Annotated in this window: 21 protein-coding genes; 12 read left to right on the top strand and 9 right to left on the bottom strand. The window is 63.4% G+C overall.

Going from position 1 to position 18,755, the window contains the following annotated elements; genetic code table 11:
• Positions 1-201: 201 nt before the first annotated feature.
• Complete coding sequence (locus NKI18_RS32275; RefSeq protein WP_023721899.1) at positions 202-708, bottom strand: invasion associated locus B family protein; 507 nt, start codon at positions 706-708, stop codon at positions 202-204.
• Between the two features lie 354 nt (positions 709-1,062).
• Here NKI18_RS32275 and NKI18_RS32270 point away from each other — a divergent pair, with 354 nt between their 5' ends.
• A complete protein-coding gene (locus NKI18_RS32270; RefSeq protein ID WP_352622755.1) occupies positions 1,063-1,671 on the top strand; it encodes a methyltransferase family protein in 609 nt (202 codons plus the stop codon).
• Between the two features lie 40 nt (positions 1,672-1,711).
• On the opposite strand, the gene NKI18_RS32265 is transcribed toward NKI18_RS32270, so the two are convergent.
• The 4 genes from NKI18_RS32265 to NKI18_RS32250 all read right to left on the bottom strand — a co-directional run bounded on the left by NKI18_RS32265 (position 1,712) and on the right by NKI18_RS32250 (position 3,848).
• Complete coding sequence (locus NKI18_RS32265) at positions 1,712-2,074, bottom strand: YkvA family protein (RefSeq protein WP_031212728.1); 363 nt, start codon at positions 2,072-2,074, stop codon at positions 1,712-1,714.
• A 92-nt stretch (positions 2,075-2,166) separates the two neighbouring features.
• Positions 2,167-2,463: a 4a-hydroxytetrahydrobiopterin dehydratase gene (locus NKI18_RS32260; RefSeq protein ID WP_023679826.1), complete on the bottom strand. Its 297-nt coding sequence runs from the start codon at positions 2,461-2,463 to the stop codon at positions 2,167-2,169.
• Between the two features lie 6 nt (positions 2,464-2,469).
• Positions 2,470-3,066, bottom strand: coding sequence for an RNA 2',3'-cyclic phosphodiesterase (thpR, locus tag NKI18_RS32255; RefSeq protein WP_352450198.1), 597 nt, complete (start codon positions 3,064-3,066; stop codon positions 2,470-2,472).
• Positions 3,067-3,203: 137 nt separating this feature from the next.
• Positions 3,204-3,848 carry an arylesterase gene (locus tag NKI18_RS32250; RefSeq protein WP_352593769.1) on the bottom strand — a complete coding sequence of 215 codons (645 nt, stop codon included), beginning with the start codon at positions 3,846-3,848 and terminating at the stop codon, positions 3,204-3,206.
• Between the two features lie 107 nt (positions 3,849-3,955).
• Between NKI18_RS32250 and NKI18_RS32245 the strand changes: the two genes are divergently transcribed.
• From NKI18_RS32245 to NKI18_RS32230, 4 genes are all read left to right on the top strand, one after another.
• Positions 3,956-4,666, top strand: a complete 711-nt coding sequence (locus NKI18_RS32245) for an ABC transporter ATP-binding protein (RefSeq protein ID WP_352622362.1) — start codon at positions 3,956-3,958, stop codon at positions 4,664-4,666.
• Positions 4,666-7,215, top strand: a complete 2,550-nt coding sequence (locus NKI18_RS32240; RefSeq protein WP_352622370.1) for an ABC transporter permease — start codon at positions 4,666-4,668, stop codon at positions 7,213-7,215. The genes NKI18_RS32245 and NKI18_RS32240 overlap by 1 nt, the downstream gene beginning before the upstream one ends.
• 219 nt (positions 7,216-7,434) lie before the next feature.
• Positions 7,435-8,214, top strand: a complete 780-nt coding sequence (locus NKI18_RS32235) for a Bax inhibitor-1/YccA family protein (protein ID WP_254817871.1) — start codon at positions 7,435-7,437, stop codon at positions 8,212-8,214.
• Between the two features lie 110 nt (positions 8,215-8,324).
• Entirely contained in the window at positions 8,325-8,894 is a 570-nt protein-coding gene (locus NKI18_RS32230) for a GNAT family N-acetyltransferase (protein ID WP_352622360.1), read from the top strand.
• 4 nt (positions 8,895-8,898) lie between these two features.
• On the opposite strand, the gene NKI18_RS32225 is transcribed toward NKI18_RS32230, so the two are convergent.
• Positions 8,899-9,285, bottom strand: a complete 387-nt coding sequence (locus NKI18_RS32225) for a DUF2794 domain-containing protein (protein WP_031212724.1) — start codon at positions 9,283-9,285, stop codon at positions 8,899-8,901.
• A 656-nt stretch (positions 9,286-9,941) separates the two neighbouring features.
• Positions 9,942-10,691, bottom strand: a complete 750-nt coding sequence (locus tag NKI18_RS32220) for a DUF1223 domain-containing protein (protein WP_352622358.1) — start codon at positions 10,689-10,691, stop codon at positions 9,942-9,944.
• A gap of 175 nt (positions 10,692-10,866) precedes the next feature.
• On the opposite strand from NKI18_RS32220, the gene NKI18_RS32215 reads away from it, so the two are divergent.
• Entirely contained in the window at positions 10,867-11,547 is a 681-nt protein-coding gene (locus tag NKI18_RS32215; protein ID WP_352622356.1) for a ceramidase domain-containing protein, read from the top strand.
• Between the two features lie 85 nt (positions 11,548-11,632).
• Here the strand turns inward: NKI18_RS32215 and acnA are convergent, their stop codons facing one another.
• Positions 11,633-14,323, bottom strand: a complete 2,691-nt coding sequence (gene acnA / locus NKI18_RS32210; RefSeq protein ID WP_352622354.1) for an aconitate hydratase AcnA — start codon at positions 14,321-14,323, stop codon at positions 11,633-11,635.
• A gap of 282 nt (positions 14,324-14,605) precedes the next feature.
• Here acnA and ccmA point away from each other — a divergent pair, with 282 nt between their 5' ends.
• The 4 genes from ccmA to NKI18_RS32190 all read left to right on the top strand — a co-directional run bounded on the left by ccmA (position 14,606) and on the right by NKI18_RS32190 (position 16,933).
• Positions 14,606-15,205, top strand: a complete 600-nt coding sequence (gene ccmA, locus NKI18_RS32205) for a heme ABC exporter ATP-binding protein CcmA (RefSeq protein WP_352622352.1) — start codon at positions 14,606-14,608, stop codon at positions 15,203-15,205.
• A 196-nt stretch (positions 15,206-15,401) separates the two neighbouring features.
• Positions 15,402-16,067, top strand: a complete 666-nt coding sequence (gene ccmB, locus NKI18_RS32200; protein WP_352622368.1) for a heme exporter protein CcmB — start codon at positions 15,402-15,404, stop codon at positions 16,065-16,067.
• Between the two features lie 126 nt (positions 16,068-16,193).
• Positions 16,194-16,361: a heme exporter protein CcmD gene (gene ccmD / locus NKI18_RS32195; RefSeq protein ID WP_352456348.1), complete on the top strand. Its 168-nt coding sequence runs from the start codon at positions 16,194-16,196 to the stop codon at positions 16,359-16,361.
• A complete protein-coding gene (locus NKI18_RS32190) occupies positions 16,358-16,933 on the top strand; it encodes a DsbE family thiol:disulfide interchange protein (protein ID WP_352622350.1) in 576 nt (191 codons plus the stop codon). The genes ccmD and NKI18_RS32190 overlap by 4 nt, the downstream gene beginning before the upstream one ends.
• Before the next feature lie 104 nt (positions 16,934-17,037).
• On the opposite strand, the gene NKI18_RS32185 is transcribed toward NKI18_RS32190, so the two are convergent.
• A complete protein-coding gene (locus NKI18_RS32185) occupies positions 17,038-17,205 on the bottom strand; it encodes a hypothetical protein (RefSeq protein ID WP_023721879.1) in 168 nt (55 codons plus the stop codon).
• Positions 17,206-17,468: 263 nt separating this feature from the next.
• Between NKI18_RS32185 and NKI18_RS32180 the strand changes: the two genes are divergently transcribed.
• Complete coding sequence (locus NKI18_RS32180) at positions 17,469-18,386, top strand: SMP-30/gluconolactonase/LRE family protein (RefSeq protein ID WP_352456346.1); 918 nt, start codon at positions 17,469-17,471, stop codon at positions 18,384-18,386.
• A gap of 32 nt (positions 18,387-18,418) precedes the next feature.
• Positions 18,419-18,628, top strand: a complete 210-nt coding sequence (locus tag NKI18_RS32175) for a tautomerase family protein (protein ID WP_352456345.1) — start codon at positions 18,419-18,421, stop codon at positions 18,626-18,628.
• Positions 18,629-18,755 lie beyond the last annotated feature (127 nt).

The following is an 18,755-nucleotide window of genomic DNA, read 5'->3' as shown; positions in this document are numbered from 1 at the left end:
GTGTACGGGCTTCCGTCGCAGCGGGTGATCCGGTCATGACCCGGGTCGCCCGCCAGCCCAATCCTGCATGATTCGAGAGACACAAGGGGTGTTCCAGCTTGGCGCCGACGGCGTTCCGTCCAACACCCCTCTTCCGTCTCGGCGCTGCGCGCCGATCCACCTTCTCCCACAAGGGGAGAAGGGAAGACCGCGCCTAACCGCCTACTTGCACTTGGCGATCGAGGCCAGCGCCGCCGAGATGCCCTTCAGCGAGAAGACGTAGGTGGTGGTGTTGCCGCGGCCGGACTTGGCCGACACCTTCATGTCGGTGCCGGTCTTCATCGCGGCTATCAGCACCGGCTCCTCGGCGGCGTTCTCGACCCAGGCCGACTTGCCGCGCGTGAACATGGAAAAAGACTTCTTGTCGATGGTGACGGTGGCCTTGGAACCTTCCTGGAAGGTATAGCCGGCGATGAATTGCGGCTCGTAGGACACTTGCTGCCCCGGCCGCTGGCTGACGAAGAAGAACATGTCGCCGTGATCGAGCGTCGGCGGCTGCTTGTCGGTTGGCACCGTCAGGACATAGCAGACCTTGCCGCCGCCCGACGCCTGATAACTGTAGGTGCCCCAGGCATTATGCTGGCCGATCTTGGTTGCCGACTGCGCCAGCGCGGGCGCCGTCAAGGCCACCAGGGCCAGGCTGGAAACTATAGCAATCAATCCGCGCATCGCTTTTCCCGTATTCCACTGGTGCGGCGGCAGGCCGGCTCGGCGTCCTGCCCGTCGCTTCATTTTGATTTAATCTGGGTTACCAAACGGTGAAATTCCCCTGAGAAAAGGATGTTCACGCCAGGAAACCGCCGCCGTCTTCGCGCTGCCGCTCGAAAAAGCGGCTGGCGCAATGTCCCTGCCGCGACTTGGAGGCCACGAAAACGGCAAGAGTTTGACTTTTCAAGCAGCTAGGTCTTGCGGCGATTCCGCTTTTCTGAGGTACGTGACGAATTTCCCTGGTACCATGTCTGCGTTCGCCGCCACGGCGCTCGGCCAGGGTGCCCTCCCTGGCGGCTTACGGGAGATTTGGCCATGGCCATTTCCGAGACAATCCTGATCCTCGCGGGCGGCACAGCCGTCCTGGCGATTGTGTTCGGCATTCGTGTCGCCATGCGGCGGGCGGCCGGTGGCGCGGTGCGCCGGTCGGATGCCGGGGAGACGGCGGGCGGATCGGGCGCGCCCGACGTGGCTGGGGTCATTGCGCTGCCACCTTTGATCTTCCTCGGCTTCCTGGTGGCGGCAACCGTGCTCGAGGTGCTCGTTCCGCTCCCGGTCATGGCCGGGCAGGCGCTCGCCCGCTATCTGGCTGGCGCTGTGCTCGCGGTGTGTGGCTTCGTGTTCATCTTTATGGCGGCGGGCCGCTTTCAGGCCGCTGGCACCAACATACCACCGACCTTGCCGACGACGGCGCTGGTCGTCGACGGTATCTATCGGCGCACCAGGAATCCGTTCTATCTGGGAACGACCCTCGTCTATCTGGGCCTCGGCGTCGCGGCCGGAAGTCTTTGGGCTATCGCGCTCGTCATCCCCCTGCTGTGGGTGATCAATACCGGCGTTATCGCGCCGGAAGAGCGCTATCTCGAGCGGAAGTTCGGAGATGCCTATCGCGCCTACAAGGCGCGGGTGCGGCGGTGGGTTTGACGGCCGGAAAGTCTCGCGCGATTTTTTGCGCCGTACCGGCTCAGCTCTTGTCGGCGATGGCCTGCCTGGCGGCGAGCCGGTGCGCCGGCGTGATGTGGGCGCTGACGGCGGTAATCGCGGCGGTCAGCACGGCGATGTCGTCGGTGAAGCCTAGCCCAAGGATGAAATCGGGGATGACGTCCGTCGGCAGCACGAAATAGCCGAGCGCAGCCAGCAAGGTGCCCTTGGCGCGAAGCGGCGTCTTCTTGTCCATGGCACAGTAATAGGCGGCGACCACCTCTTCCATGAACGGGATCTGCCGGGCGGCCTTCTTCGCCGTACGCCAGAACTTTTCGCGCACTTCGCTCTCGTTGCCCGGCTTGCTGCCGAGGCCGAAGAAATCAAAACCGGATTTTTGCGCCATCAACCTCTCCTTGCGGCCGTCGCGTGACTTCACGCGTGACCGCGAGGCAAAATGTGGTGAAAGCCGAACCTCGCTGCAAGGTGCAGATAGGCTCAGCCGCCGAAATAGCGGTTCATTTTCCTGGCCAGATCGAAATCCAGCGCGGTCAGGCCGCCGGCGTCGTGCGTGTTGAGGGTCACGTTTACCGTCTTGTAGACGTTCGACCAGTCGGGATGGTGGTCCATCTTCTCCGCGGCCAGGGCAACGCGGGTCATGAAGGCAAAGGCTTCGGAGAAATTCTTGAAGGTGAAGCTGCGGGTGATCGAGCCACCATCCTTGGCCAGCGACCAGCCGTCGAGGCCGGCAAGTTCGGCGCGGATCGCCTCTTTTGCTAGTTTCTCCCTGGCCATGTCCGTCTACCGCATGATCCGCGAAGCGTCGGCGGCGCCGACCAAACGGCTGGCGACGCGGTTGTCGGCACCTGAAAGCGGCCAGGCCTCCTCGACGACGTAAGGCCCGCCGCCAACCGAATCGCGCGACGACATCAGCACGAAGCGGCCGACCCGGAACGGCAGCGTCGAAAAATTGCCGCGCGCCGACAGGTACTGGGCGACGTCGAGCGGGCTCGAATTGCGCAGGCGGGCCAGCGTCACATGCGGCATGAACTTGCGCGGGTCGGCCGGGATGCCGAGCCGCTGGCAGATGCGCTCGATCTCGGCCTGCAATGCGGAAAGATCGGGCGAAGCGGCGACCCCGGCCCACACCGCATGCGGCTTCTTCTGGCCGAAGGCGCCGACGCCGGACAGCGTCAGCGGGAAGGACGGGCGGTGAACACGGTCAAGCGCATTGGCGATGTCGTCGGCGACATGGCCCTCGACATCGCCGATGAAGCGCAGCGTCAGATGATAGTTTTCGACGTCGATCCAGCGGGCTCCCGGCAGGCCGCCCCTGAGCAGGGACAGCGAAAGAGCGGCATCACGCGGTATCTCGAGGGCGGTAAAAAGACGCGGCATGGCAAGCCTCCTGTCCTCGAATCGAACTCTTGCCCCTAGCGAATCATCGATATTCAAACGGGGCAAGGGGTTTGTTGGTCGCAGGCCTGCCTAAAAGCTTCCCCTGCGGAAGGTGTTGCGACGGCGAACCCTCGCCTTCAGGAATTGCCCCGGACCGCTTCAATGGTCTTCTCCACACTGGGCAGGATACCCTCGACGATGCGGTCGACGCCTCGGGCGTTTGGATGAAGGCCGTCCTCGAGTTGCAGGACGGATTGACCGGCGATGCCCTCGAGAAAGAAAGGATAGAGCGGCACGCCATATTTTTCAGCCAGTCTCGGAAAGGTCGCGTCGAAGGCGTTCTGGTAGTCGGCGCCGAGATTGGGCGCCGCGCGCATTCCGGCCAGCAACACAGCGATCTTGCGCTGCTGCAGCTTTGCCAGCATGGCGTCCAGGTTCTTTTCCGCTATGGCGGGCGAAACGCCGCGCAGCATGTCGTTGGCGCCGAGCTCCAGGATGACGAGTTGCGTGCCGTCCGGCACCGACCAGTCGAGCCGCGACAGGCCGCCGCTCGTCGTATCGCCGGAGACGCCGGCGTTGGCGACCGTGACATCGTAGCCCTTGGCGCGCAGCGCCGCCTGCAGCTTCTCGGTGAAGCCCTGACCTGGCCCGAGGCCATAACCCGCCATCAAGCTGTCGCCGAAACCGACAATGGTGAACGGTTCGGCGCGCGCCGACGAAATGGCGCCGCAAATGGCGAGGAAAAGGGCGAAGGCTGCGGCAAAGGTGTGTTTGAAAGCCATGCGGCAGGCCCCATATGACCAGGAACATCTGTTGGCGAAGGCAGGTTTTCGTCTTTGTCGAGCATCGGATGCTCTAGCCTTCATCCCCCATATAGGACGATTTGATTTTGGAAGAAGCCGTCATTTCGCTGAAAGACGTATCGCTGACGCTCGGCGAAGGTGCATCCTCGGTCCATGTGCTGAAGGGCGTCAGCCTCGATGTGGCGGGCGGCGAAGCGACAGGCATCGTTGGACCTTCAGGTTCGGGAAAGTCGACATTGCTGATGGTTTTGGCCGGGCTTGAAAGGGTCGATTCGGGCACGGTCCGAATTGCCGGCGAGCTGCTCAACGGCAAAAGCGAAGACGAGATCGCGTCGTTTCGGGGGCGAAACATCGGCATCGTGTTCCAGTCTTTCCATCTCATCCCCAATATGACGGCGCTGGAAAACGTTGCCGTCCCGCTGGAGCTTGCCGGCCATGTCGATCCATTCGGCGTGGCGGCGAGCGAGCTGGCGGCGGTCGGTCTCAGCGATCGCGTCACCCATTACCCCGGCGAATTGTCTGGCGGCGAGCAGCAGCGCGTGGCGATCGCCCGGGCGCTGGCGCCGTCGCCGCGCATCCTGATCGCCGACGAGCCGACCGGCAATCTCGACCAGGCAACGGGGCGGCACGTCGCCGACCTGCTGTTTGCCAAGGCGGCCGAACGCGGCATGACGCTGGTGCTGGTCACGCATGACCCTGTACTCGCGGCGCGCTGCTCGCGCCAGGTGTCGATGCGGTCGGGGCTGATCGAAGACGCGCCTAAGCCGGCCACCAGGGCTGGCAAGGTGACCGCATGATGCCGCTGGCGCGCACGCTGAGGCTCGCCTTTCGGTTTTCGCTGCGAGAAATGCGTGGCGGGCTGTCCGGCTTCCTGATCTTCCTTGCCTGCATCGCGCTCGGCGTCGCTGCGATCGGCGGCGTCAATTCGGTGGCGCAGGCTATTTCCGCCGGTGTTGCCGACGAGGGCCAGACGCTGCTCGGCGGTGATCTCCGCTTCCAGCTCAACCAACGCGATCCGACCAGAGCCGAACGCAGCTTCCTCGACCGGCTTGGCACGGTTTCGCACAGCGCCAATATGCGCTCGATGGCGAGGCTCGAGGACGGCTCCGACCAGGCGCTGGTCGAGGCCAAGGCGGTCGACGGCGCCTATCCGCTCTATGGTGCGCTGGAGACCGAGCCGGTGCTGTCGCGAGAGGATCTGTTCGGCGAAAAATCCGGCGTCTTCGGCGCCGCCGCCCCGGACCTCTTGTTCGAGCGGCTGAACCTTGGCATCGGTGACCGGCTAAAGCTCGGCAGCGCGACGTTCGAGCTGCGCGCCAGGCTGGTCAACGAGCCGGATGCAGTGTCGGATGGCTTCGGTTTTGCGCCGCGGCTGATGGTGTCGACCGACGGGCTTGCCGCTTCCGGCCTGATCCAGCCGGGCAGCCTGGTCGAGAACGCCTATAAGGTCCGCCTGCCCGGCGGCACCACTGAGGCACAGATCAAGGCGATCCAGGAGCAGGCGGCAAACCAGTTCCCGCAGGCCGGCTGGTCGATCCGCACGCGCAGCAACGCAGCGCCGGCGCTGTCCTCGAATATCGAGCGGTTTTCGCAATTCCTGACGCTGGTCGGGTTGACGGCGCTGGTGGTCGGCGGCGTCGGCGTGGCCAATGCCGTGCGTGCCTATCTCGACGGCAAGCGCGGCGTCATCGCCACCTTCAAGAGCCTGGGGGCTTCGGGCGGGTTCGTCTTTGCCGTCTATCTGGTGCAGATCCTGATGATCGCCGCCCTCGGCATCACGCTAGGCCTTGTGCTTGGCGCGCTGATGCCGTTCGCGGCCAGCGCGGCACTCCAATCGGTCATTCCAGTGCCGGCGGCAGGTGGGTTCTATCCCGGCGCCCTCGGCATGGCAGCGCTGTTCGGGCTGCTGGTGACGCTGGCTTTCGCCTTGCTGCCGCTCGGCCGCGCACGCGACGTGCCGGCAACGGCGCTGTTTCGCGAAATGGGTTTCGAGGGCCGCGGTTTTCCCCGCCCGCTCTATATCGCCGCGGCATTGGGCATCGCGCTGCTGCTCGCGGTACTGGCGATCCTGTTTTCCGGCGACCGCCGTATTGCCTCGATCTTCGTTGGCGCCACGATCTTTTCGTTCCTGGTGCTGCGTGTCGTCGGCTCGCTGGTGCAGTGGGCGGCGAAGAAAGGCCCGCGCGTGCGCTCGACCGCGCTCAGGCTCGCCATCGGCAACATCCATCGGCCTGGCGCCTTGACGCCGTCCGTGGTGCTGTCGTTGGGACTCGGGCTGACGCTGCTGGTGACGCTGGCGCTGATCGACGGCAATCTCAGGCGGCAGATCTCGGGCAGCCTGCCGGAAAGGGCACCGAACTTCTTCTACGTCGATATCCAGAGCGGTGACGTCGATGCCTTCTCCGCGCTGGTCGGCAAAGAGGCACCGCAAGGCAAGCTGATTAAGGTGCCGATGCTGCGCGGCCGGGTGATGGCGCTCAACGGCGTCGATGTCGACAAGGTCAAGGTTCCGGCCGAAGGCGCCTGGGTACTGCGCGGCGACCGCGGCCTGACCTATGACGCAAAGCTGCCGGAGAATGCGACGCTGACCGAGGGCAACTGGTGGCCGGAGAACTATGCCGGCGAGCCGCTGGTCTCGTTTTCCGCCGAGGAAGGCAAAGAGATCGGGCTGAAGCTCGGCGACACCATCACCGTCAACGTGCTCGGCCGCAACATCACGGCCAAGATCGCCAATTTCCGCCAGGTCGAATGGGAAACCATGGGCATCAATTTCGTCATGGTGTTCTCGCCCACCACATTCGCCGGTGCGCCGCATGGCTGGTTGGCGACGCTGACCGAGACGAATGCGTCGGCAGCCGACGATGCGCATCTTCTCAACGCCGTCACGCGTGCCTTTCCCGCGGTGACGACGGTCAGGGTCAAGGACGCGCTCGAAATCGTCAACCGGCTGGTGGCGCAGCTCGGCACAGCAATCAGGGCAGCAGCGGGCGTGGCGTTGATCGCCTCGGTGCTGGTGCTGGCCGGGGCGCTCGCCGCCGGCAACCGGGCTCGCATTCACGACGCGGTGGTGCTGAAGACCCTGGGTGCGACCAGAAAAACGCTGATCGCCGCGTTTTCGCTGGAATACATGCTGATCGGCCTTGCCACTGCGATCTTCGCGCTGGCAGCGGGCGGTGTGGCGGCATGGTTCGTCGTCGCGCGAATCATGACGCTGCCATCGCACTTCATGCCGGAGGTGGCGGTGGCGACCATCGGCTTTTCGCTGGTGGTCACGGTCGGCATAGGCCTTGCCGGCACGTGGCGGGTGCTGGGCCACAAGGCGGCGCCGGTGCTGCGGAATCTTTGAGCCAGAGCCGGTTTCGATTAAATCTCGGTAATGTTCCGGGCGGGAAGGCCAATAAAACCGTATCTCTGGCACTTCACGGAGCATTACGCTTGGTTACGGTCTTGTCCTTTACGCCAAGAACCATCATATTTCGGCGCAGGCATGCTGGAGCCCCGCCAGCGGCGCCTGGGTTCAAAAGGACCTGACACCGGACGGGGCAGAAGCAATATGAGGATTTCCATGGCTGATCCCGTTCGCAATTATCAGACGCGCGCCGTGCCCGGCGCCGGCGTCGATGCTGCCATCGACCAGGGCCTGCGCGCCTATATGATCAAAGTCTACAATCTGATGGGGCTTGGCCTCCTCATCACCGGCCTTGCCGCGGTCGGCACAATCATGCTGGCCACCACCAGCGATCCCGCCTCGGCGGTCGCGACGTTGCCAAGCGGCGAGATGCTGACCTCGTTCGGCTACGCGATCTTTGGTTCGCCGCTGAAATGGCTGGTGATCTTTGCCCCTCTGGCAGCGGTGATGTTCCTGTCGTTCCGAGTCCAGTCGATGAGCGTTTCGGCCGCGCAGACGACGTTCTGGGTCTACGCCGGCCTCGTCGGCCTGTCGCTGTCGTCGATCTTCCTGGTCTACACCACCGCCAGCATCTCGCAGACCTTCTTCGCCACCGCCGCCGCCTTTGGCGGGCTGTCGCTCTACGGCTACACGACCAAGCGCGATCTTTCGGCGTTCGGTTCGTTCCTGGTCATGGGCCTGGTCGGCCTGATCATCGCGATGGTGATCAACATCTTCCTGCAGTCGTCGGCGCTTTCCTTCGCCGTTTCGGCGATCGGCGTGCTGATCTTCGCGGGCCTCACCGCCTACGACACGCAGAACATCAAGGAGATGTACTTCGAGGGCGACGAGACTGATGTCGCCGGCCGCAAGGCGATTATGGGCGCATTGAGGCTCTATCTCGACTTCATCAACCTGTTTATGTTCCTGTTGCAGTTCATGGGCGACCGTCGCTAAATACGGTTTTCCTGGACCAGCGAGTTTGGAAAGGGCGGCCCAATGGCCGCTCTTTTCTTTTGTGCCGGCTTTTGCTGTGATATAGGGCAGATGAACGACGTGCCTAAATTATGAGCAGCATCACCTTGCGGGCCGCGACGTCGGCCGATCTCGACCGGATCACGGAAATCTATGCCGACGCGGTAACGAATGGCACGGCGAGCTATGAACTCGAACCGCCAAGCCGCACCGAGATGGGCGCGCGCTTCGACAGCCTGATGGCGGGCGGCTTTCCCTATCTCGTTGCGGAAAAGACCGGCGCCGTGCTCGGCTATGCCTATGCCGGGGCGTTCCGGCCGCGCCCGGCGTACCGCTTCGTCGTTGAGGATTCCGTCTATGTCGCGCCCGAGGCCAAAGGGCAAGGCGTCGGGCTGCTCTTGATGCAAGGGCTGATCGAGGCGGCCAAGGCGGCGGGTTTTCGCCAGATCATCGCGGTGATCGGCGACGGCCGGCCCGACAGCGCCTCGGTACGGCTGCACGAGAAGCTCGGCTTTCGTCATTCCGGCCGCCTGGAAGGCTCAGGCTACAAGCACGGGCGTTGGCTGGACACGGTGTTCATGCAGCTGCCGATCAACGGCGGGGCGTCCATCCCGCCTGATCCGCAATCGTTGCCCGAGCGGAAGTTCCGCCAGCAAAAATAAAGGGTTACGCCTCGACCAGCTTCAGTGTTCGGTCGAACACGCCAAGCACCCGGCCGAGCTCCTGGCCGCGCTTGAGGATGCGCCCGCCGGCGGCGATGACAGCGAACGCGCCTTGCCGGCGCGCCAGCTTCGGATCCTTGACGATCTGGAAAAGCGGCACTTCGCTGGTGCGGCGGAAGACGGAAAAAACGGCGCGGTCGGCGAGATGGTCGATGGCATAGTCGCGCCACTCGTTGGCGGCAACCATACGGCCGTAGAGCCTGAGGATCTGGTCCAGTTCGCGCCGGTCGAACCGCACCGGCTGGTCGAGGCGTTCGCGTCTTGCCTCATGCAGCGGGATCAATATTGCGGATGCGTCCCCATCCTCCGTCCCGCTGCTGCGATCAGTCATGCCTGGATCCTCGCAATGAATCGTACGCCGACCAAAGTTGGCGCTTTCGTTGCCGAATTGCAAGGCCCGGCCGGGCAAGGCCAGCACCGCGCGGTTTCTCCAGCGTCCAGTCACGTTTGCGAAACGCCTGTTGGAATTGGTGATGCTTCGCCACAATCCTGCCTTTTTTTATCCGTGCTCATGCCCCAATGTCCGACGAATTTACCGGTGTTGCCTGAGACGGTTCGGTCCGGCACCGGCTCGTAAACCCCAAGCCCCCCGCCCACGGGTCTGCGTCGGATCGAACCAACCTCGGTTTTTCCTTGGAAAGATCGGGTGCGACGATCCCAAAACCTAAATGACCGGCGTCAGAAGCAAGCTGACGCCGGTTTTTTATTGGCCGGCCGGTGGGATCGCCTCCGGAGCGCGGGGCACGTTAAGATGGCCATGCAGGGGGCCCTAATTGCGTGATGACCGTCGGTCTGCGCAGCCCCTCATTGCCCTGCCGGCCATTTCTCCCCGTATAGCGACGGGGAGAAAGACGCAGACGGCTGCGGTTTTGCCAATCACCAGCGTTGCACGAAGAACGCCGATATCGCGGCCAGTTTCCCTTCTCCCCGTCACTATACGGGGAGAAGGTGCCGGCAGGCGGATGAGGGGCAGCGCGACGTTTCGGTTCAAGGCTTGCGGATAAAGGCTGCACCCAGGATCGGACCGGGCATGCCGTCCTTGCCAACTGATTGCAGCAGCACGGCGCAGCCGCCCTTTTTGGCGATCTCGCTCATCGGCAGTTCGTAGCGCTGCGCCTTGCCGTGCCACATGCCGGCGGTCTGGATGGTGGAGACGGCGTTCCAGTAGGTCATGCTGCGGCCGCTGTTTTCGCCCTTGCCGATCTTTATCGTCTGTGGCGGGTTGAAATAGACGATGACGACATGCGCGTCGGTGGGGCCGGTCACGGCGTCGCCGGCATCGATCATGACGCGATCGCTGGTCCGGCTGACCTTGATGCCGACGCGCATGCCTTCGCCGACCCTCTCCATGCGGGCCAGCGCGCCGTCGACTTCCTCGCGGCTGGCGCCGTTGACATGGCTGCGGCCGTTTATGACGGCTTGCGGGGTGTAGACGGAACGACTGCCGAAGGCGCGCATATACTCGTATTGCCGCTCGGTATTTTCCTTGCGGCTCAGCGTGTCCTGCCAGCCGAGGTAATCCCAATAATCGACATGATAGGCGAGCGCGACGATGTCCTCCTTGGCGGCAAGCTCGGCGAAGAATTCGTCGGCCGGCGGACAGGAGTTGCATCCCTGGCTGGTGAAGAGCTCGACGACGCCTAATGGCTTGTCGGTTGGCTCGGCAAGGGCCCTGCCGGCAAACGCCGAGAGGGCCAGCGCAAGGGCCGCAAGCCGCAATGGTCTTCGAGATGGCATGGCCGTTCCGATCCCGCCGGTGACGCCGGCTTTGTTCTGGTTGTCGAAATATGTGGCAGAAGCGGCAGTCAACGGGAAGTCACGTTGCGGTGAAATTTTGCCGTTGCAACCGCTGGCAAGGGCGCAATAGGTGGACTTGCACTTCACGATGGAAGCGATTCGGGCGGCAATCAGCATGTGGCAATCTCTCCTGGCGCCGGTCGACCTTTATTGCGAACGGACGGGGCCGGAATTCTGGGCCGAACCGCTCAATGCGCTGAGCAATCTGGCTTTTTTTGCCGCCGGGCTATGGGGTGTCTGGCAGGTGCGAAAGCGCGGCACCGGCACCTTCGCCGAAGTGCTGGCCTGGTGGGTGGTGGCGATCGGCGTCGGCTCGTCGCTGTTCCACACCTTTGCCACAAGAGCAATGATCCTGGCCGACGTGCTGCCCATTGCAGGGTTCACGCTGGCCTACACGCTGTTCAACCTGCGACGTTTTCTCGGCATGAAATGGGGCAAGGCGATCGCCATCTTCGTCGCCTTTTACGCCGTTGCCGGGCTGGTGACCTTTGCCGTGCCCGACTGGCTGCGCCAGGCGTCGAACGGGACGACCGGCTATCTGCCTCCGTTTCTGGCGCTCGCCTTCTTCGGCGCCTGGGTGGCGGCCAGCGGCAATCGCGCCGGCCGGTACAATCTGGCGGGTTCGGCGATCTTCGTCGTGTCGGTCATCTGCAGGATGATCGATCCGCTGGTCTGCGGCGGCGTTCCGCTCGGCACGCATTTCCTGTGGCACATATTCAACGGGCTGATGCTCGGCGTGCTGCTGGCGGCGACAGCGCGGTTTGGAAAGCCGGGAATTGGGGGAATAGGGCAGTAGGGCAGTAGGGCAGTAGGGCAGTAGGGGAATAAGTCGCTTCTCCTTGCTTCACCCTACTGCCCTACTCCCTTATTGCCCTACTCCCTTAAGCGGCCAGATCGCGCAGCACGTATTGCAGGATGCCGCCATTCTTGAAGTAGTCGAGCTCGTCCAGCGTATCGATGCGGCAGATGATCGGAACCTCTTTGACGCTGCCGTCGCCGTAGGTGATCCTGGCGATCATCTTCTGCCGCGGCTTGATATTGCTCAGTCCGTCGATCTCGACCAGTTCGTCGCCCTTGAGGTTGAGCGAGGCCCATGAGGTGCCTTCCTCGAAGACGAAGGGGATCACGCCCATGCCGACCAAATTGGAGCGGTGGATGCGCTCGAAGGACTGGGCGATGACCGCGCGGACGCCCAGCAAATTGGTGCCCTTGGCCGCCCAGTCACGCGACGAGCCGTTGCCATATTCGACGCCGGCGAAGATGACCAGCGGCACGCCTTCCTTCTTGTAGCGCATCGCGGCGTCGTAGATCGATTCCTCTTCTTTCGAGGGGTAATGGATGGTGTAGCCGCCCTCGCGGCCGTTCTCGCCCAGCATATGGTTGCGGATGCGGATATTGGCGAAGGTGCCGCGCATCATTACCTCATGATTGCCGCGGCGTGTGCCGTACTGGTTGAAATCGGCGACGCCGACGCCGTGGTCGGTGAGATACTTGCCGGCCGGCGAGGCCGCCTTGATCGAACCGGCCGGCGAAATGTGGTCGGTGGTGATCTTGTCGCCGAACAGGCCGAGCACACGCGCGCCCTTGATATCGCCGATCTTGCCGAAGCCTGACTTCATGCCGGCGAAATAGGGTGGGTTCTGCACATAGGTCGAATTGTCGTCCCAGGCATAGGTCTGGCCTTCCGGCGCCTTGACATTCTGCCAGTACTCGTCGCCCTTGAAGACGTCGGCATACTTGCGGGCGAACAATTCGCGCGTGACGTTCTTCTCGATGAATTCCTGGATCTCGACCGAACTTGGCCAGATGTCTTTGAGATAGACCGGACTGCCGTTGCGATCGTCGCCGAGCGGCTCGGTGGTCAGATCTTTGGTCACGGTCCCGGCCAGCGCGTGGGCGACGACCAGCGGCGGCGAGGCGAGATAGTTCGCCTGCACGTCGGGCGAGACGCGGCCTTCGAAATTGCGGTTGCCGGACAAGACTGCCGCAGCAATCAAGCCCTTATCGTTGATGGTCTTGGAGATCGGCGCCGGCAACGGGCCGGAATTGCCGATGCAGGTGGTGCAGCCGAAGCCGACCAGGTTGAAGCCGATCTGGTCGAGCTCCTTCTGCAGGCCGGATTTCTCGAGATATTCGGCGACGACCTGGCTGCCCGGCGCCAATGAGGTCTTGACCCACGGCTTCTGCTTGAGGCCGAGCCGGTTGGCGTTGCGCGCCAACAGCCCGGCGCCGATCAGCACGCTCGGGTTCGAGGTGTTGGTGCAGGAGGTGATGGCGGCGATGACCACATCGCCATGGCCAAGATCGTAGTCCGTGCTCTCGACGGCATAGCGCTTGTCGATTTCGGCGGCCTTCCTGTATTCGGTCTCCATGGCCTTGGCGAAGCCGGCCGGAATGTCTTCAAGTGCGACCCGGCCTTCAGGCCGCTTCGGGCCGGCCATCGACGGGACGACACTGCCGAGATCGAGCTCCAGCAGGTCGGTGAAGACCGGATCGGCCGAGCCGGCATCGCGCCACAAGCCTTGCGCCTTCGAATAAGCCTCGACCAGGGCGATGCGGCTTTCGTCGCGACCGGACATGGTGAGATAGCGGATGGTTTCGCTGTCGACCGGGAAGAAGCCGCAGGTGGCGCCATATTCCGGCGCCATGTTGCCGATGGTGGCGCGGTCGGCCAGCGTCATGTTGGACAGGCCCGGCCCGAAGAATTCGACGAACTTGCCGACGACGCCCTTCTTGCGCAGCATCTGGGTGACGGTGAGCACCAGGTCGGTGGCGGTAACGCCTTCCCTCAGCCTGCCGGTGAGCCGGAAGCCGATGACTTCCGGCAGCAGCATCGAGACCGGCTGGCCAAGCATCGCGGCCTCTGCCTCGATGCCGCCGACGCCCCAGCCGAGAACGCCGAGGCCGTTGATCATCGTGGTATGTGAATCGGTGCCGACGCAGGTGTCGGGATAGGCGGTGGTCTCGCCGTCTTCGCTGTTGGTCCACACGACCTGACCGAGATATTCGAGATTGACCTGATGGCAGATGCCAGTGCCGGGCGGCACGACGCGGAAATTGCGGAACGCCTGCTGGCCCCATTTCAGGAATTTGTAGCGTTCCTCGTTGCGCTCATATTCAAGCTCGACATTGCGGGCGAAAGCCAGTGGCGTGCCGAATTCGTCGACGATGACCGAGTGGTCGATGACTAGATCGACCGGCACCAGCGGATTGATCTTTTGCGGGTCGCCGCCGAGCGAGGCCATGGCGTCGCGCATGGCGGCAAGGTCGACCACGGCTGGAACGCCGGTGAAATCCTGCATCAGCACGCGAGCCGGGCGATAGGCGATCTCGACGCCGGCGGTGCCCCGGTCAGTCAGCCAGCCGGCGACCGCCTGGATGCTCTCCTTGGTAACGGAACGGCCGTCCTCGTTGCGCAGCAGATTCTCCAGCAGCACCTTCATCGAATAGGGCAATTGGGCAATACCGGTGAGGCCGTTCTTTTCGGCCTCGACAAGGTCATAGTAGATGTACTCGGTGCCGCCGGCGGTCAGCGTGCGGCGGCAATTGAAGCTGTCGAGTGATTTGGACACGTGCGATCCCTAACTGTCGGTTGCCGGAAGGGAACGGACGCCAGTGGGCATGCAAATCACGCGCAAAGGTGCGGGTACGGCCATTTCCGCTATCCGTTCCCAAGCGTCCGGGCCGTTCAAGGCGGCACGCGCGCTGGTTCGGCGCAAATTCGGTTCCCGTGCCGACCGCTGGCACGGATGATGCGGATATAGAGAATTTTCTGGAATAGTTCTAGACACGGAATCGCCATTTTTGCTGCGGCGCACCGAAGCCGCACCTGAACTTTCGGCGAAGGGGGACGGATGCGGCTGATCGCCGAAAATCTGGGCGGCGAACGCGGCGGCGAGACGGTATTTTCCGGCATCGAATTCGCGCTGGGGGATGGCCAGGCGCTGGTCGTCACCGGGCCGAACGGCGCCGGCAAATCGACGCTGCTCAGGATCGTCGCCGGACTGTTGCCGGTGGCGGCAGGCCGTGTGCGGTTCGAAGGTGGTGGCGAGGACTTTCCGTCGGCCGCCTCGGCCTGTCACTATCTCGGCCACCTCAACGCGATGAAGACGGCGCTGAGCATTACGGAAAACCTGCGCTTCTGGCGCGATTTTTCGGGCGCGGGTTCCGCGGGTGTTGAAGAGGCGCTGGAAACCGTCGGGCTGGGCGGTATCGGCCATCTGCCGTTCGGCTACCTCTCGACCGGGCAACGCCGGCGCGCGGCGATTGCAAAACTGCTGGTAAGCCACCGGCCATTGTGGCTGCTTGATGAGCCGACGGCAGGGCTGGACAAGGCTTCGGAGCAGAGATTCGGCGGGCTGGTGCGGAAACATCTCGATGGTGGGGGGATCGTGGTTGCGGCCACGCATTTGCCGCTTGGGATCGAGGGAAAGGAATTGAGGATGACCGGCTGATGTTGGCATTCCTTCACGCCCCCCTCTGTCCTGCCGGACATCTCCCCCTCAAGGGGGGAGATTGGCAGCTTCGTTGCTGCGCCCATCTTTCAACGATCGGGATTGGCGAAGGCAGTCATGACAGCCAATCTCCCCCCTTGAGGGGGAGATGTCCGGCAGGACAGAGGGGGGTGCCCAGGCGAAAGCATCTCACATCATGCTAGCCATCTTCCTACGCGACATCCGCCTGAGTATCCGCGCCGGCGGCGGGGCGCTTACCGGCGTGATTTTCTTTCTCGCCGTTATCGCGACCATCCCCTTCGGCGTCGGTCCCGAGCTGAAGCTGCTGGCCCGCATCGGCCCGGCGATCCTGTGGATCGCCGCCTTGCTGGCCTGCCTGCTCGGCCTCGACCGGCTGTTCCAGGCCGACCGCGAGGACGGCTCGCTCGATCTTCTGGTGCTTGGCAACGACCGGCACATGCTGGCCTTGACCGTTCTGACGAAATGCCTGGCGCATTGGGCGGGAAGCGTGCTGCCGCTGGTCATCGCCGCTCCCTTGCTCGGCCTGTTCATGAACATGGAGCCCATCGGCATCGGTGCGACGGCGCTGACGCTTCTGGTAGGCACGCCGGCGATCACCTTCATCGGTGCTGCCGGTGCAGCGGTGGCAGTGGCGTTGCCGCGTGGCGGGCTGCTGATCTCGGTGCTCGTGCTGCCGCTGACCATTCCCGTGCTGATCTTCGGCGTATCGGCAAGCTATGGCGCGGTGGCGGACCCCGATCCATTCCTGCAGCCCTTCCTCATTCTTGCCGCGCTGACCTTGTTTCTTGCCGTGCTCGGCCCTGTGGCGGCGGCGCTGGCGCTGCGGCACGGAACGGATTGATGTGTTGGCTTCAGCTCATGCCTGCGGCGCGGCGAACAATTGCGGAGCCGATGGCGCAGCGTTAAGAGAAGACATGTTGGAACGGCGTGAGACGGACCGGTTGGAAAGCGCCGCGGAGCGAAAAGCATGAGCGTACATGCGCTTTATGTCACCGCCGCCTATGCGATCACGGCCGTGGTGCTGGGCGGGCTGATCGGCTGGATTCTGCTCGACCAGCGCGGCCGCAAGCGAGAGCTTGCCGAGCTGGAGGCATCCGGCGTGCGCCGGCGCTCCGATAAGGCAGTAAAATCATGAGCACGGAAACCCAAACACCGGCGCGCCGCCGCCTGATCGTGCTGCTGCCGCTGCTGGTCTTTCTCGGGCTGGCGGGATTGTTCCTGGCGCAGCTTTTGTCCGGGCGCGACGTGTCGGAAGTGCCGTCAGCGCTGATCGGCCTGCCGGCGCCGCAGACCAACCTGCCGGCGCTCGAAGGCACCAATTTGCCGGGCCTCGATTCAAAACAGTTCGCCGGCAAGGTGACGCTGGTCAACGTCTTCGCGTCCTGGTGCGCGCCGTGCCGCGAAGAGCATCCGGTGCTGCTGGCGCTGTCGCAGGACAGACGCTTCGTCATGGCGGCGCTGAACTACAAGGACCAGCCGGAAAACGCCCGTCGGTTCCTTGGCGATCTCGGCAACCCATTCCAGGCGATCGGCGTCGACGAGGCCGGACGCACGGCGATCGACTGGGGTGTCTACGGCGTGCCGGAGACCTTCGTCATCGGCAAGGATGGCAAGATCGCCTATAAGCATGTAGGGCCGCTGACGCCGGACTCGGCGCGGACGCTGCTGTTACCCGAAATCGAGAAGGCGCTGGCCATGCCGGGCTGATGGCCCGCCGTTTCGTCATGCTAGGGTCTTTGCTCCGCTTTGCGTCGCTACGCCCAAGGATGACGAACGTGATAGGTCGACCACGTGATAGGTCGACCGAAGACTCAGCCGTAGATCTGCTTGTGGACCTGGTAGAGCATTTCGCTGCGGTCGGCGCGCATGTCGGCGAGGTCACGGCTGCTGAAGCTGTCGATTTCGGCGACGAGGCGGTTGTAATGCCGGCGCTTGGCGATGCTGGCGCGAGCGCGGCTCATGAGGCTGTCGATGATCATAGCGAGTTTCCTTTTGCGCCGCGTTTCGCGGCCAGTTGTTCCTCCCTTGATCGATACGGAGCATGACATAGTTATGGTGCATTGCAAAAATAAGATGTTGCAATGCACCATTGCGCTGGGCGCATAGCCGGTTAACGGGATGTGACCTGCCGTCCGGGCCAGCATTCGCTTCCATAATGCTTCTGACGCATCATCGATCTTGCCATATCGATCGTGGGCTGGCTTGATCGCGCCTTGCCAAGCGACTGCTACCGGGAGGAACCATGGCCAGCGAATTCTACGAAGTTCTCGATCCGCGCTTTTCGCGGCTGTTCAACGGCAATGCACAGGTCGACAGGCTGTTTACCGGCTGCCGATGGGCGGAAGGACCGGCCTGGTTCGCGGCCGGGCGCTATGTGGTCTGGTCCGACATCCCGAACAATCGCATGCTGCGTTACGACGAGACCGACGGCAGCGTCAGCGTGTTCCGTCAGCCGTCCGGCAATTCCAACGGCAACACGGTCGACCGGCAAGGCCGGCTGGTTACTTGCGAGCATTCCGGCCGCCGCGTCAGCCGCACCGAGCATGACGGGTCGGTAGTCACCATCGCCGACAAATGGCGCGGCAAGCGGCTGAACTCGCCCAATGACGCGGTGGTCAAGTCCGACGGCTCGATCTGGTTCACCGACCCGAGCTACGGCATCGATACCGATTACGAGGGCGACAAGGCCGAAAGCGAGATCGGCGCCTGCCATGTCTACCGGGTCGATCCCGGCACCGGCGAGACCGAGGCGGTGATCACCGACATGGTCAGGCCCAACGGGCTCGCCTTCTCGCTCGACGAAAGCAAGCTCTATGTCGCCGACACCGGCCGCACCCATGGCGCCCAAAACCCGGCGCACATCCGGGTGTTCAATGTCGACCAGGGCGGCAAGACGGTCTCAGGCGAAAAGGTCTTTGCCGACTGCACCGCCGGCCTGTTCGACGGTTTCAGGCTGGATGCGGACGGCCGCATCTGGACCAGTGCCGCCGACGGGGTCCATTGCTACGATCCGGACGGGACGCTGATCGGCAAGGTCAAGGTACCGGAAGTCGTCGCCAATTGCCTGTTCGGCGGCAACAAGCTGAACTGCCTCTACATCGCCGGCACCACATCCCTCTACATGGTCCGGCTCATGGTCAACGGCGCCAAAACCTACTGAGCGGCCGCCAAGCATATGCAAGGGAGGGAACCATGCCATTCGTGAATATCCGCCTGGTCAAGGAGGTGATTGCCGATGACCCGGCCGGCAAAAAGGCCGCGATCGCCGCCCAGGTGACGGCGGCCATCACCGGCGTCACCGGCCTGACCAACAATGATGTCTGGATAATCTTCGAGGAGGTCGCTGCACGCGACTGGTTCGTCGGCGAGACCGACGTCGAGACGCGGAGGGGCAAGGGATAGTTCTCGGCACAGATTGGCCGCAGCTCCTAGAGCCTTTCACGTTTTGATGGAAGCGTAGCCGGCGTTTGCGAAGTAGTTGTTGCATTCGGTTGCCTCGATCGTTTCAACGAGGTGGCCGATGTGGCGC

It is taken from the genome of Mesorhizobium sp. M0800 (genome assembly GCF_040320095.1).
Classification (GTDB): domain Bacteria; phylum Pseudomonadota; class Alphaproteobacteria; order Rhizobiales; family Rhizobiaceae; genus Mesorhizobium.
This window is presented reverse-complemented; position numbering and strand designations above follow the sequence as displayed.

Coding starts and splice junctions, on each gene's coding strand:
- NKI18_RS32275 (WP_023721899.1), bottom strand. CDS start 708: ATGCGCGGATTGATTGCTATAGTTTCCAGCCTGGCCCTGGTGGCCTTG.
- NKI18_RS32270 (WP_352622755.1), top strand. CDS start 1,063: ATGGCCATTTCCGAGACAATCCTGATCCTCGCGGGCGGCACAGCCGTC.
- NKI18_RS32265 (WP_031212728.1), bottom strand. CDS start 2,074: ATGGCGCAAAAATCCGGTTTTGATTTCTTCGGCCTCGGCAGCAAGCCG.
- NKI18_RS32260 (WP_023679826.1), bottom strand. CDS start 2,463: ATGGCCAGGGAGAAACTAGCAAAAGAGGCGATCCGCGCCGAACTTGCC.
- thpR (WP_352450198.1), bottom strand. CDS start 3,066: ATGCCGCGTCTTTTTACCGCCCTCGAGATACCGCGTGATGCCGCTCTT.
- NKI18_RS32250 (WP_352593769.1), bottom strand. CDS start 3,848: ATGGCTTTCAAACACACCTTTGCCGCAGCCTTCGCCCTTTTCCTCGCC.
- NKI18_RS32240 (WP_352622370.1), top strand. CDS start 4,666: ATGCCGCTGGCGCGCACGCTGAGGCTCGCCTTTCGGTTTTCGCTGCGA.
- NKI18_RS32235 (WP_254817871.1), top strand. CDS start 7,435: ATGGCTGATCCCGTTCGCAATTATCAGACGCGCGCCGTGCCCGGCGCC.
- NKI18_RS32230 (WP_352622360.1), top strand. CDS start 8,325: ATGAGCAGCATCACCTTGCGGGCCGCGACGTCGGCCGATCTCGACCGG.
- NKI18_RS32225 (WP_031212724.1), bottom strand. CDS start 9,285: ATGACTGATCGCAGCAGCGGGACGGAGGATGGGGACGCATCCGCAATA.
- NKI18_RS32220 (WP_352622358.1), bottom strand. CDS start 10,691: ATGCCATCTCGAAGACCATTGCGGCTTGCGGCCCTTGCGCTGGCCCTC.
- NKI18_RS32215 (WP_352622356.1), top strand. CDS start 10,867: ATGTGGCAATCTCTCCTGGCGCCGGTCGACCTTTATTGCGAACGGACG.
- ccmA (WP_352622352.1), top strand. CDS start 14,606: ATGCGGCTGATCGCCGAAAATCTGGGCGGCGAACGCGGCGGCGAGACG.
- ccmB (WP_352622368.1), top strand. CDS start 15,402: ATGCTAGCCATCTTCCTACGCGACATCCGCCTGAGTATCCGCGCCGGC.
- ccmD (WP_352456348.1), top strand. CDS start 16,194: ATGAGCGTACATGCGCTTTATGTCACCGCCGCCTATGCGATCACGGCC.
- NKI18_RS32190 (WP_352622350.1), top strand. CDS start 16,358: ATGAGCACGGAAACCCAAACACCGGCGCGCCGCCGCCTGATCGTGCTG.
- NKI18_RS32185 (WP_023721879.1), bottom strand. CDS start 17,205: ATGATCATCGACAGCCTCATGAGCCGCGCTCGCGCCAGCATCGCCAAG.
- NKI18_RS32180 (WP_352456346.1), top strand. CDS start 17,469: ATGGCCAGCGAATTCTACGAAGTTCTCGATCCGCGCTTTTCGCGGCTG.
- NKI18_RS32175 (WP_352456345.1), top strand. CDS start 18,419: ATGCCATTCGTGAATATCCGCCTGGTCAAGGAGGTGATTGCCGATGAC.